Genomic DNA, 12,209 nt, shown 5'->3' with positions numbered 1-12,209 from the left:
CGGCCTCACCGCACCGTCACCGGCCGGGGCACCGGCCCCGGCCTTCGGATGACCATCGCCATCAGCGCCGCCATCGCGCACAGCGCACCGGAGGCGTACCAGACGACGTCGTACGAGCCGAAGGCGTCGCGTGCCAGGCCGCCCAGGAAGGCCACCACCGCCGCGCCGACCTGGTGCGAGGCGAGCACCCAGCCGAAGACGATCGCCCCGTCCTCCCCGTAGTGCTCGCGGCACAGGGCGATGGTCGGGGGGACGGTGGCGACCCAGTCCAGGCCGTAGAAGACGATGAAGAAGACCAGCGGCGGCCGCACCGACGGGGCCAGCAGCATCGGCAGGAACAGCAGCGACACCCCGCGCAGCGCGTAGTAGACGGCCAGCAGGCGCCGCGCCTCGAAGCGGTCGGTGAACCAGCCCGAGGCCACCGTGCCCACCACGTCGAACACCCCGATCACCGCCAGCAGCCCGGCGGCGGCCGTCACCGGCATGCCGTGGTCGTGGGCGGCGGGCACGAAGTGGGTGCGGACCAGGCCGTTGGTCGAGGCGCCGCAGATGGCGAAGGTGCCCGCCAGCAGCCAGAAGGGGCCGGTGCGCGCAGCGTCGAGGAGCACGGTCACCGCCCGCCGGGCCGCCCCGGGGGCGGGGTCGGGCTTCTTCGCGTACACCCCGCCGTACGGGGCGAGCCCCACGTCGGCGGGGTGATCGCGCAGCAGCAGCCACACGAAGGGGACGACGGCCAGCGCGGAGAGGGAGACCGTCACCGTCGCCGGGCGCCAGCCGTGGTGCTCCACCAGCCAGGACAGCAGCGGCAGGAAGACCAGCTGGCCGGAGGCCCCGGCCGCGGTCAGGATGCCGGTGACCAGCCCGCGCCGGGCGGTGAACCAGCGGTTGGTGACCGTCGCCGCGAAGGCCAGGGCCATCGAGCCGCTGCCCAGGCCCACCAGGACGCCCCAGAACAGCACCAGCTGCCAGGGCGCGGTCATCCACACCGTGGCCACCGAGCCGCCGGCGATGACCAGCAGGGCCAGGGCCACGACGCGGCGGATGCCGAAGCGGTCCATCAGGGCCGCGGCGAAGGGGGCGGTCAGCCCGTACAGCGCGAGGTTCACGGAGACGGCGAAGGCGATCGTGCCGCGCGACCAGTCGAACTCCTCGTGCAGCGGCTCGATCAGCAGGCCGGGCAGGGAGGCGAAGCCCGCGGCTCCGATGATCGTCACGAAGGCGACGGCGGCCACGGACCAGGCGCGGTGGACGCGTCCGCCCCGGCGCGGGGCGGGCGGGGAGACGAGGGGGTCGGAAGCTGTCTGGGTCACGGGCCAAGCCTCCGGCCTGCACGAACCCCTACGACAGTGGCCTGGCTGTCATGCTTCGCTACGATCGGGCCATGGAGTCGTCAGGCAGGTCAGCTGGGCCGCACCGCGTCGTCGTACTCGCCCTCGCCGGGCTGCTGCCCTTCGAGCTCGGCATCCCGCACCGGATCTTCGGCCGGGCCAAGGATCCGGCCGGGCGGCCGCTCTACGCGATCTCGACCTGCGGGCTCGCCCCCGGGCCGGTGCCCACGGACGCCGACTTCGCGGTCCACGTCGAGCACGGCCCGGAACTGCTGGCCACCGCGGACACGGTCGTGGTGCCGGCCTCCTACGAGCTGGGCCCGGCGTACGAGGAGGGCCGGCTGGGCGAGGAGCTCGCGGCGGCCCTCGCGCACATCCGGCCCGGCACCCGGCTCGTCTCCATCTGCACGGGCGGCTACGTCCTGGCCGCCGCGGGGTACCTGAACGGCCGCCGGGCCACCACGCACTGGGCCTCGGCCGAGCACTTCCAGCGCCTCTTCCCGGAGGTGCGGGTGGACGCGGGCGTGCTCTACACCGACGACGGCGACGTGCTGACCTCCGCCGGGGTCGCCGCGGGCATCGACCTGTGCCTGCACATCGTGCGCCGCGACCACGGCGCGGCCGTGGCGAACGAGGTGGCCCGGCGGACCGTCGTACCGCCGCACCGGGACGGCGGGCAGGCCCAGTTCATCGAGCGGCCGGTGCCGCAGCCGCAGCTCGCCAGCACCACGGCGGCCCGCGCGTGGGTGCTGGACCGGCTGCACGAGCCGCTGCGGCTGACCGACCTGGCGCGCCAGGAGGCCGTGTCGGTACGCACCTTCACCCGCCGCTTCCGGGAGGAGTCCGGGGTCAGCCCCGGCCAGTGGATCGTCGGGCAGCGGGTGGAGCGGGCCCGGCGGCTGCTGGAGCGGACGGGCCTGCCGATGGAACAGGTGGCGCGGGAGGCCGGCTTCGGGACGGCGCAGTCCTTGCGCAAGCACGTGCAGGCGGCACTGGGCGTGAGTCCGACGGCCTACCGGCGCACCTTCCGCGCGGGCGCGGGCGGCACGGGCGAAGGTGGGGGCGGTACGGGCGCGGGGGGTACGGGCGAGGGCTCGGCCGCGCCGACCCTGCCATCTCCTGATGGGTCATCAGGCGCTGCCGGGCCCGCCCATTGACTTCTCCTGCCGCCCGCTCGTGAACGGCCCCCTGTCGGGGCGGAACCCATGGGGCGGACGGGGCGGACAGGAGCGCGCAGCATGAGATGGCGGGCGGCTGTCGGCACGGCCGTGCTCGCGGCGGCCACCGGGGAGTGCTGGGTCCGCCGTCCGCCGCCGAAGGGGAGCCGCCCTCGGGACAGCTTCCGGGCCTGGCGAGCTTCCCGACGCACTGCCTACCGCCCAGGAGGCCGGGCTGCCTCCGGCCGAAGGGCCGACCACCGCCCGGATCACCGTCGACGACCCGGCGCCCCGGGTCGGTGACACCGTCACCGTGACCTACCAGCTGGCCGCCACCCCCGCCGTGAACCCGGTCGCCGGCGCGCTGCCCGCCGACGTGCTGACCCCGGCGGGCCGGATCGTGCCGGCGGGCGTGCAGAGCGGAGAGGTCACGGTCGTCGGAGCCGAACGCAGCGATCCCGTCCGTGAGGGCGAGGCACTGCCCGCCGTCACCATGAGCGGCACCTTCACGGTCACCGCCCCCGGCGGGATCACCCTCGCACCGGGCGGCTACACCCTCCGCACCAGCCACCTCCTGGACCTGGACACCGGCTGCACCGTCGCCGGAGCGTCCGCAGCCCCCGTCTCCGAACGGCTCACCGCCACCCCGCTTCCCACCGCCAACCTGCGCAGCGTCTCCCTCGCCGCGGCCCACGGCGCGCCCGGCGCCGAGGTGGGGGTCAGCGGCTCGGGCTTCGTCCCCGGCGCGGCGGTGACGGTCGCCGGGCGGGCCGGCGCGGCCGAGACCGCCGACCGGGTCGCCGCCGCGGCCGACGAACGGGGCGTGGTCCGGGCGGAGCTGCCGGTCACGGACCGGAACACCACCGCCGTGGTGGCCTACGAGGGCGCGGCCTGGTCGGCCGGGAAGGGCTCCGGCCCGGCCGCGTACACGGTCGTCGCGGCCGCCCCGCCGCAGCCGGGCACCCAGAAGGTGACGGCCGCCGTCGAACCGGGAGCCCTGGTGATGACCTGGACCGGGGAGGAGATCACCCTCGGCGCCGTCCCGTACGGCGAGGGCGGCGCGGCCCCCGGCCGGATCGCCACCGTCACCTTCAAGGACGCCCGGGGAGGTCCGGCGGGCTGGTCGCTCACCGGCAAGGTCGGCGATTTCACCGGGCCGGGCGGGGTCCGCATCCCGGGCGCGTCCCTGTCCTGGACCCCGTCGTGCGTGGCCGCTGGGGGCAGCCCGAGCCCCTGTACGCCGGGCAGCGCGGGCGTGGTCGGGCCGGACGGGGCGGTGCCGGCCTCCACCCCGGACGGCACGCCGGCCGGCGGCACCTCCACGGTCGACGCCACCGTCGCCCTCCAGGTGCCGCCGTACACCCCGCCGGGTGCGTACACGGCGGTCCTGACGCTGACCCTGTCGTGACGGGCCGCAGGCCGCCGCCGGGCGGAGCCCCGGCACGCCCCGCCGGCCGGGCGCCGCTCGTGGCCGCCGCCGCGCTCGCCGCCGTGCTGCTCGGCCCCGCCGGGCCGGTCGCGGCCGCGGACGACGGCCAGTGGTCCGTGCTGCCCGCCGCGACGGGCATCGGCCGGCGGCCCTGCTTCTGCCTCGCCGCCGCGCCGGGCCAGGCCGCCACCGACGCCGTGACCGTCACCAACCGCAGCGACCGCTCCCGCACCTTCCGGCTGTACGCCGCCGCGCCTACCCCACCGCCCGGGACGGCGGCTTCGCCGTGCGGGGCCCCGACGAGCCGCGCCGGGCCGCGGGCGCGTGGGCGCGGCTCGCCCAGGAGCGGGTCACCGCGCCCGCCGGCGGCTCGGTGAGCGTCGCCCTCACCCTCACCGTCCCCGACAGGGCCGAGCCCGGGGACCACCCCGGCGCCGTCGTGGCCCTGGAGGACCGGCCCGGCGGCGGCGCCGCCCGGGGGATCGGCGTGCGGCAGGCCGTCGCCGCCCGGCTGGACCTGCGGGTGACCGGTCCCACCGCGCCCGCCCCCGCCGTGCGGGAGGTCACCGTCAGCCGCCGTGGCGCGGGCGCGGAGGTCTCGTAGGCTCAGAGCCCGCTGGAACGATCCGCCCGCCCTGGACGCCGCCCGGGTGACGGTGTCCGCACGGGCGGACGGAACCACAGCTCAGGCCGGTGCCGCCTACGCCGGGCACCCCTTCCTCGGCACCTGGCCGGCGGGCCTGTCGGCGCTCGCCGCGGCGGCCTGGTCGGCGCGGGGGGCCGCATCGGGGAGAATGGCCCGTATGAGCGATCGTTCCCCCGAGTCCACCAGCCCGCACCGCGCGGGTTTCGCCTGCTTCGTCGGCCGCCCCAACGCGGGGAAGTCGACCCTCACCAACGCACTCGTGGGTACCAAGGTCGCGATCACCTCCAACCGGCCGCAGACCACCCGCCACACCGTCCGCGGGATCGTGCACCGCCCCGAGGCCCAGCTCGTCCTCGTCGACACGCCTGGTCTGCACAAGCCGCGCACCCTGCTCGGCGAGCGGCTCAACGACGTCGTACGGACCACCTGGGCCGAGGTCGACGTCATCGGCTTCTGCCTGCCCGCCGATCAGAAGCTCGGCCCCGGCGACAAGTTCATCGTCAAGGAGCTCGCGGGGATCAAGAAGACCCCCAAGATCGCCATCATCACCAAGACCGACCTGGTCGAGTCCAAGGTGGTGGGCGAGCAGCTCATCGCGGTCCACCAGCTCGCCGAGGAGCTGGGCTTCGAGTGGGCCGAGATCGTCCCGGTCTCGGCGGTCGGTGACAGCCAGGTCCAGCTGCTGGCCGACCTGATCGCGCCCCTGCTGCCCGAGAGCCCGCCGCTGTACCCGGAGGGCGACCTCACCGACGAGCCCGAGATGGTGATGGTCGCGGAGCTGATCCGCGAGGCCGCGCTGGAAGGCGTACGGGACGAGCTCCCGCACTCCATCGCCGTGGTCGTCGAGGAGATGATCCCGCGCGAGAACCGCCCGGCGGACCGGCCGCTGCTCGACATCCACGCGAACGTCTACATCGAGCGGCCGAGCCAGAAGGGCATCATCATCGGCCCGAAGGGCGCCCGCCTGAAGGAGGTCGGGATGAAGTCGCGCAAGCACATCGAGGCGCTGCTCGGCACCCCCGTCTTCCTGGACCTCCACGTGAAGGTGGCCAAGGACTGGCAGCGCGACCCCAAGCAGCTGCGCAAGCTCGGCTTCTGATCCCCGGCGGAGTCCGCGTACGGCCCGGGGCCGGGGGAAGCCTCCCCCGGCCCCGGGCCGGTTCCTGATCGGCACGTCGCCGTCTAGCGCACGCGCCGGACCTTCACCACGTTGTCCGGGCGGCTGCCGTCGCTCCCGTCGGGGGCCTTCATGGGCTGGGCGTGCTCCTGCGCGAGCAGGACCTCCCAGCCGCCCTCCGGCAGTTCCAGCTGCTCCAGCACCTCGCCGGGCGTGGGGAACGCGATGCCGGTGTGCGCGTCCGGGGCCCAGGAGGGGGAGCCCGCGTGGCCGACGACCAGCAGGATCCCGCCGGGGGCCACGGCCGCGGCGGCCGCGCGCAGGACCCGGGGCCGCGGGAACTCCCCGTAGGTGTGCAGGAAGCAGGCCGAGACGAGGTCGAACTCCCCTTCGGGGAAGGACACGGCGAAGTCGTGCCGCTGCCACTCCACCCGGCCGGTGACCCCCGCCTCGGCGGCGTGCTCGGCCGCGCGCCCCAGGGCCACGCCGGAGATGTCGGTCGCGGTGACCTGCCAGCCCTGCCGGGCCAGCCACACCGCGTCGGCCCCCTCGCCGCAGCCGAGGTCCAGGGCGCGCCCGGGAGCCAGGTCCTGGGCCTCCCGCACCAGGACGGCGTTGGGGTTGCCGCTCCAGATCCGGTCGCTCTCGCGGTAGCGGTCGTCCCAGAACTCCTCGCCCCCGGCGGGCTGGTCGTCGTGGGTGTGCGCGTGCTCGGTCACGGCGGTCTCTTTCCCTCTGTGTGTCCCTCGGCGTGCGTGCCCTGTGCCGCCGATGCTGCGCCCGGGCCGCCCGACGGGCAAACATCTTTGCCGTTCCGGCAAAAGGCCGGTTCTCAGGCGGCGGGCGGTTCCGCGATGAGGGCGGTCGCCACCCGGCGGAAGCCCGCCCGGGCGTAGACGCGGGCCACGTCCTCGTCGCCCGCCGAGAGGAAGACGGTACGGATCCCCCGTGCGCGGGCCCGCGCGACCAGGGCCGCCGTCACCGCGAGGGCCAGGCCCCGGCGACGGGCCGAGGGCAGCGTGCCGACGCCCACCACCTCGGCGGTGTCGCCGACCGGGTTGTACTGGCCCGAGCACAGCACCACGCCGTCCCGGGCCGCGGCCGCCATGACCGTACGGCCCGACGCCAGCATCCCGGACACCCGGTCCCTGCGGGCCGACACCTCCGGGTCGGCCGTCGCCGCCGCCAGCTCGGCGGGTCCGGCCTCGCCGACCGCCGTCCCGGGGGCCGCGAAGGCCAGGGCGGGGACCGTCACCGCCGCCGTCAGCAGCGGGTCGTCCGCACCGAGCAGCCGTACCTCCGGATGGGCGGGGAGCGCTGCCGCCGCAGGGTCGAGGACCATCAGGGGGTGTTCGTGGACGTGCAGGCCCGCCGCCTCCGCCGCGGCCCGCAGCCAGGGGCTGGTTTCGGCCACCCATTCGAAGGCCTCGGGAACCTTCAGCTCCCGCTGCCGGGCCCGTACCCGCTCGACGTCGGCCGCCGTGGCGCCGGAGCCGCCGAGCGCGGGTCGCGCGTAGTAGGGCCAGCCCGCGCCCTCCTGGACGAACAGGGTCAGCGGGCCGAAGTCCTCGGCCCGCGCTCCGCCCGCCCGGGGCGCCGCGTCGTAGTACCGCTCAAGCTGGGACAGCGTCGTGTCGATCATGTGGTCGCGCATCGGGTCATCCAAGCAAAGCGGCGCCTGCGGGGCACCTCCTTTCAGGCGCCCTCCTTCAGCACGCGCGAGATCAGCGCCCGCTGCGCCTCGGACAGGTGCGGCTCCTGGCAGGCCACCGTCCGCCCGTCGACCGTGAGCCGGTACGAGAACCCGTCCCGCACCCGGTCGGCCCCCTGGCCCGGCGGACCGGGCCGCAGGGCCAGCTGGGCCAGGGCCCGCCACTCGTCCTCGTCCGGCCGGCCCGAGGTGTCCACCTCGGCCCGGCGCTCGATGCCCGCGAAGCCGCCCGTCCTGACCACTTGGATACGCATGGGGACCCTCTACCCGGCCGGCGGGACGCCCACCGTCGACCACGCCTTCTGGAGCGCCCGGTGCTCCGCGCCCCCGTCCCCGTACCGGGTCACGGCCGCGGCCGTCGACAGCCGGGCGAAGTCCGCGAAGTCCGCGTCGGGGGCCAGCTCCCCGCCGGTCAGGGTGTCGTACCAGATCTGCCCCGCCCGCTCCCAGGCCTTGCCGCCCAGCTCGGTCGCCGCGAGGTAGAAGGCGTGGTTGGGGATGCCGGAGTTGATGTGCACGCCGCCGTTGTCGCGGGAGGTCCGCACGTAGTCGTCCATCGTCGCGGGCTGCGGGTCCTTGCCCAGCTCGTCGTCGTCGTACGCGGTCCCCGGCGCCTTCATCGACCGCAGTGCGACCCCGCTCACCGCGGGCCCCAGCAGCCCGGCCCCGATCAGCCAGTCCGCCTCCTCCGCCGTCTGTTCCAGCGAGTACTGCTTGATCAGCGAACCGAAGACGTCGGACATCGACTCGTTCAGGGCGCCGGACTGCTGGTAGTAGTCGAGGTTCGCCGTGTACTGGGTCACCCCGTGGGCCAGCTCGTGGCCGATGACGTCCAGCGACACCGTGAAGTCGAGGAACAGGTCCCCGTCCCCGTCGCCGAAGACCATCTGGCGGCCGTCCCAGAAAGCGTTGTTGTAGTCCTCGCCGTAGTGGACGGTCGCGTCCAGGGCCAGCCCGGCGTCGTCGATCGAGCGCCGTCCGAACCCCTTCAGGAACAGCTCGAAGGTGGCGCCGAGCCCCGCGTACGCGCGGTTGACACTGGCGTCCTGGCTCGCCGGATCGCCCTCCCCGCGCACCTTCCTGCCCGGCAGCCGCGTGCCGTGCCCGGCGTCGTGGACCGTGCGGTCCGGCTCGTCGGAGACGGGCGCGCCCAGGGCGGAGGCGACGCCCCGGACGGTGGTCATCCGGCGCCGGGTGCGCAGCGCGGCGTCGCGCTCCAGGGTGCGCTGCGCGAGATCGGCGCGCCGGGAGTCCTGGGACCGGGCGATCCTCTCGAGGAGGTGCGGCGGCACGACCGTGCAGAAGACGGGGTGGCGGGGGGTGGGGGAGGCATCCATGAGCCGAAATGTGGCAGCGGGTCACCGTACTGTCACTAGCTGCGACCATGATTCATTCGCTCGTCTGAATGCGGCGCGGCCGAGTTGACGAAATGAACGGACATCGGCGGAGTAAACGAGGCTTGACTCACATGAGGTACAAATCGGGCCCCCGGGTCTTGCATACTGAAACAGGTCCTCGCGTCACCGCGCGGCTCGGCTAGGCTCGGCCCATCATGCGTTTCGGGCTGCTTCTCCTTAGCTGCCGCGGCGAGGGTCTGTAGTCGTAGGCCGGCCCCCTCCCCGCGGAGTTCGGTGTTGCGGTTCATACGACCGCCGTCGGCCGTCCCAGCGAACTACACGCGGACACGCGAGGAGCCCAACGTCATGAGCCAGCAGTCTTTTGTCGGTCGCCCCACGCCCATCACCAACGCGACCCACGCCCAGAAGCCCTCCGGGATGCCGATCCACAAGTACGGCTCATACGAGCAGGTGGAGATCCCGGACCGCACCTGGCCGGACGCCCGCGTCACCAGGGCCCCCCGCTGGCTCTCCACCGACCTGCGCGACGGCAACCAGTCGCTGATCGACCCGATGACCCCCGCCCGCAAGCGCGAGATGTTCGACCTGCTGGTGCGCATGGGCTACAAGGAGATCGAGGTCGGCTTCCCGTCCTCCGGCGAGACCGACTTCGCCTTCGTGCGCTCCATCATCGAAGAGGGCGCGATCCCGGACGACGTCACCATCTCCGTACTGACCCAGGCGCGCGAGGACCTGATCGAGCGGACCGTGGAGTCCCTGGTCGGCGCCAGGAACGCCACGGTCCACCTGTACAACGCGACCGCCCCGACCTTCCGCCGGGTCGTCTTCCGCGGCTCCAAGGAGCAGATCAAGCAGATCGCCGTCGACGGCACCCGCCTGGTCATGGAGTACGCCGAGAAGCTGCTGGGTCCCGAGACCACCTTCGGCTACCAGTACAGCCCGGAGATCTTCACCGACACCGAGCTGGACTTCGCCCTGGAGGTCTGCGAGGCCGTCTGCGACGTCTGGCAGCCCGCCGAAGGCCGCGAGATCATCCTGAACCTGCCCGCGACCGTGGAGCGCTCGACGCCGTCCACCCACGCGGACCGCTTCGAGTGGATGGCCCGCAACCTGACCCGCCGCGAGCACGTCTGCATCTCCGTCCACCCGCACAACGACCGCGGCACCGCCGTCGCCGCCGCCGAGCTGGCCCTGATGGCCGGCGCCGACCGCATCGAGGGCTGTCTGTTCGGCCAGGGCGAGCGCACCGGCAACGTCGACCTGATCACCCTGGGCATGAACCTGTTCTCCCAGGGCATCGACCCGCAGATCGACTTCTCGCAGATCGACGAGATCCGCCGCACCAGCGAGTACTGCAACCAGATGGAGGTCCACCCGCGCCACCCCTACGCGGGCGACCTGGTCTACACCGCCTTCTCCGGCTCCCACCAGGACGCCATCAAGAAGGGCTTCGACGCCATGGAGGCCGACGCGGCCGCCCAGGGCAAGACCGTCGACGAGATCGAGTGGGCGGTGCCGTACCTGCCCATCGACCCGAAGGACGTGGGCCGCTCCTACGAGGCCGTCATCCGCGTCAACTCGCAGTCCGGCAAGGGCGGCATCGCGTACGTCCTGAAGAACGACCACAAGCTGGACCTGCCGCGCCGCATGCAGATCGAGTTCTCCCGCATCATCCAGGCCAAGACCGACGCCGAGGGCGGCGAGGTCACGCCGCAGGCGATCTGGGACGCCTTCGCCGACGAGTACCTGCCCAACCCCGAGAACCCGTGGGGCCGCATCCAGCTGCGCTCCGGTTCGACGGCCACCGACAAGGACGGCACGGACACGCTGACCGTCGAGGCGGTCGTCGACGGCGTGGAGGCCGTGCTGAGCGGCACCGGCAACGGTCCGATCTCCGCCTTCTTCGACGCGCTGGCCGGCATCGGCGTCGACGCCCGCCTGCTGGACTACACCGAGCACACGATGAGCGAGGGCGCCTCAGCCGTGGCCGCCTCGTACATCGAGTGCGCGATCGACGGCCGTGTCCTGTGGGGCATCGGCATCGACGCGAACACCACCCGCGCCTCCCTGAAGGCGGTCATCTCCGCCGTCAACCGCGCGGGCCGCTGACCCACCCGGCCGCGGCCCGTCCCTCCGCGCGGAGGGACGGGCCGCGCCGTTCCCCCGGGCGGGTGCCCAGCGGGCCGGGTACCGGCCGTCGACCCCCGTCAGGGCGCCGGAGGCCGGGGCCGGGGCGGGGGCGCAGACCGGCCAAGTCCGGGTCGTGGCAGAGGTTGTCTTGTCACACGACTGACGCATCCTCACCGATGTGGCTAACATCACGCCAACCCGGCGATGCTGCCGGACGGTTACGGAGGTGCGACGTGCTGCCAGTTCGGGGTGGGGACGGCCGGAAGCTCACGGTCTGGGGCACCCGTACCACCTGGAGCACCGTGGGTGACGGGGAGTTCTTCTGCCCCGCCTGCGGTGGGGACCGCAACTACCGAAGGCGGACCGGGCGCCGCCGGTTCACCGTCCTCGGCGTGCCGCTGGTGCCGCGCGGGGAGGCCGGGCCCGTCGTCGAGTGCCAGGGGTGCCGGGAGCGGTTCGGCACCGAGGTCCTCGACCACCTCACCACGACCCGCTTCACGGCGCTGCTGCGCGACGCCGTGCACACCGTGACCCTGGCCGTGCTCGCCGCGGGCGGGACGGCCTCCTCCGGGGCCCTGGAGGCCGCCGTGTGCGCCGTACGGGCCGCAGGCTTCCAGGACTGCACCGAGGAGCAGCTGGAGTCCCTCGTGGAGGCGCTGTCCACCGAGGAGGGCCGGCTCGGCCTGTACGACGTCCCCGAGTGCTGCGGGGCGGCCCTGTCGATAGAACTCCACGAGGCCCTGGAGCCGCTGGCACCGCACCTGGCCGGCCCGGGCCGCGAATCGATCCTGTTGCAGGGCGCCCGGATCGCGCTGGCGGACGGCCCGTACACCCCGGCCGAGCGCGAGGTCCTGGCCACGGTGGGCGCGGCGCTGCGGATGGGCACGGACGAGGTGGCCCGGCTGCTGTCGGCGGTCCGCGCGCCCTGAGCGCCCGGCGGCGGCGTCCGGCGGCTGCCGGCGACGGACGGCATAGGGACCGTCCAGGACAGGGGTGAGGCCCGGCGGGATCCCGCCGGGCCTCACCCCTGTCCGGGTGCGGGGCCCCGTCCCGCCTCCGTTTGCGGGCCACGGCCCTGCGGAAGCGTCCGAAACGAGCCTGCCAAGGGTAACGATCCGGCCTCGCGCGACCGCTTTCGGACCCTCCGGTGGCGGTGCGGGCGCCGGGGGTGCCGGTTCCGGGCAGGGCGCGTCCCACGCCTCGGACGGCCGGAGCGACGCCTGCGTATTTGCGCCCAGGAAGCACACGACCGGCCGTGCCGTGGGGAGTTGGCGTGCGGCTTCGCAACTGCGCGGGCGGAATCCGGGCCTCGGGGCGCCGCTCCCTTACCCCT

11 protein-coding genes are annotated in these 12,209 nt (G+C 74.2%); 6 read left to right on the top strand and 5 right to left on the bottom strand.

Annotated elements, in window-relative coordinates:
- Positions 1–5: 5 nt before the first annotated feature.
- Complete coding sequence (locus tag ACFWUZ_RS15940) at positions 6–1,310, bottom strand: MFS transporter (protein ID WP_384372440.1); 1,305 nt, start codon at positions 1,308–1,310, stop codon at positions 6–8.
- A gap of 71 nt (positions 1,311–1,381) precedes the next feature.
- Between ACFWUZ_RS15940 and ACFWUZ_RS15935 the strand changes: the two genes are divergently transcribed.
- The 4 genes from ACFWUZ_RS15935 (at position 1,382) to era (ending at position 5,659) form a co-directional block, all read left to right on the top strand.
- Positions 1,382–2,485 (top strand): GlxA family transcriptional regulator, encoded by a 1,104-nt coding sequence (locus ACFWUZ_RS15935; protein ID WP_384372438.1) that lies wholly within the window; start codon positions 1,382–1,384, stop codon positions 2,483–2,485.
- Positions 2,486–2,798: 313 nt separating this feature from the next.
- Positions 2,799–3,893, top strand: coding sequence for a beta-xylosidase (locus tag ACFWUZ_RS15930; RefSeq protein ID WP_384372436.1), 1,095 nt, complete (start codon positions 2,799–2,801; stop codon positions 3,891–3,893).
- Positions 3,894–4,200: 307 nt separating this feature from the next.
- Complete coding sequence (locus ACFWUZ_RS15925) at positions 4,201–4,518, top strand: hypothetical protein (RefSeq protein ID WP_384372434.1); 318 nt, start codon at positions 4,201–4,203, stop codon at positions 4,516–4,518.
- 190 nt (positions 4,519–4,708) lie between these two features.
- Complete coding sequence (gene era, locus ACFWUZ_RS15920; RefSeq protein WP_384372626.1) at positions 4,709–5,659, top strand: GTPase Era; 951 nt, start codon at positions 4,709–4,711, stop codon at positions 5,657–5,659.
- Positions 5,660–5,742: 83 nt separating this feature from the next.
- On the opposite strand, the gene ACFWUZ_RS15915 is transcribed toward era, so the two are convergent.
- The 4 genes from ACFWUZ_RS15915 to ACFWUZ_RS15900 all read right to left on the bottom strand — a co-directional run bounded on the left by ACFWUZ_RS15915 (position 5,743) and on the right by ACFWUZ_RS15900 (position 8,725).
- Complete coding sequence (locus ACFWUZ_RS15915; RefSeq protein WP_384372432.1) at positions 5,743–6,396, bottom strand: class I SAM-dependent methyltransferase; 654 nt, start codon at positions 6,394–6,396, stop codon at positions 5,743–5,745.
- A gap of 113 nt (positions 6,397–6,509) precedes the next feature.
- Positions 6,510–7,331, bottom strand: coding sequence for a GNAT family N-acetyltransferase (locus tag ACFWUZ_RS15910; protein WP_384372430.1), 822 nt, complete (start codon positions 7,329–7,331; stop codon positions 6,510–6,512).
- A 41-nt stretch (positions 7,332–7,372) separates the two neighbouring features.
- Positions 7,373–7,642 (bottom strand): protealysin inhibitor emfourin, encoded by a 270-nt coding sequence (locus ACFWUZ_RS15905; protein WP_384372428.1) that lies wholly within the window; start codon positions 7,640–7,642, stop codon positions 7,373–7,375.
- Positions 7,643–7,651: 9 nt separating this feature from the next.
- The gene (locus tag ACFWUZ_RS15900) at positions 7,652–8,725 is read right to left on the bottom strand and encodes a M4 family metallopeptidase (protein ID WP_384372426.1); all 1,074 of its coding nucleotides are present in this window, start codon (positions 8,723–8,725) and stop codon (positions 7,652–7,654) included.
- Positions 8,726–9,091: 366 nt separating this feature from the next.
- Here ACFWUZ_RS15900 and leuA point away from each other — a divergent pair, with 366 nt between their 5' ends.
- Together leuA and ACFWUZ_RS15890 are read left to right on the top strand one after the other, a co-directional pair.
- A complete protein-coding gene (gene leuA, locus ACFWUZ_RS15895; RefSeq protein ID WP_384372424.1) occupies positions 9,092–10,855 on the top strand; it encodes a 2-isopropylmalate synthase in 1,764 nt (587 codons plus the stop codon).
- A 254-nt stretch (positions 10,856–11,109) separates the two neighbouring features.
- Positions 11,110–11,805 carry a TerB family tellurite resistance protein gene (locus ACFWUZ_RS15890; RefSeq protein ID WP_384372422.1) on the top strand — a complete coding sequence of 232 codons (696 nt, stop codon included), beginning with the start codon at positions 11,110–11,112 and terminating at the stop codon, positions 11,803–11,805.
- Positions 11,806–12,209: the final 404 nt, after the last annotated feature.

The organism is Streptomyces sp. NPDC058646 (assembly GCF_042716875.1).
GTDB lineage: Bacteria > Actinomycetota > Actinomycetes > Streptomycetales > Streptomycetaceae > Streptomyces.
Note: the sequence above shows the minus strand (reverse complement) of the source record. Positions and strands in the feature narration are given on the sequence as shown.

Excerpts from the sequence above, each read along its gene's own strand:
- ACFWUZ_RS15935 (WP_384372438.1), top strand. The coding sequence starts at position 1,382 with ATGGAGTCGTCAGGCAGGTCAGCTGGGCCGCACCGCGTCGTCGTACTC.
- era (WP_384372626.1), top strand. The coding sequence starts at position 4,709 with ATGGCCCGTATGAGCGATCGTTCCCCCGAGTCCACCAGCCCGCACCGC.
- ACFWUZ_RS15910 (WP_384372430.1), bottom strand. The coding sequence starts at position 7,331 with ATGCGCGACCACATGATCGACACGACGCTGTCCCAGCTTGAGCGGTAC.
- ACFWUZ_RS15905 (WP_384372428.1), bottom strand. The coding sequence starts at position 7,642 with ATGCGTATCCAAGTGGTCAGGACGGGCGGCTTCGCGGGCATCGAGCGC.
- ACFWUZ_RS15900 (WP_384372426.1), bottom strand. The coding sequence starts at position 8,725 with ATGGATGCCTCCCCCACCCCCCGCCACCCCGTCTTCTGCACGGTCGTG.
- leuA (WP_384372424.1), top strand. The coding sequence starts at position 9,092 with ATGAGCCAGCAGTCTTTTGTCGGTCGCCCCACGCCCATCACCAACGCG.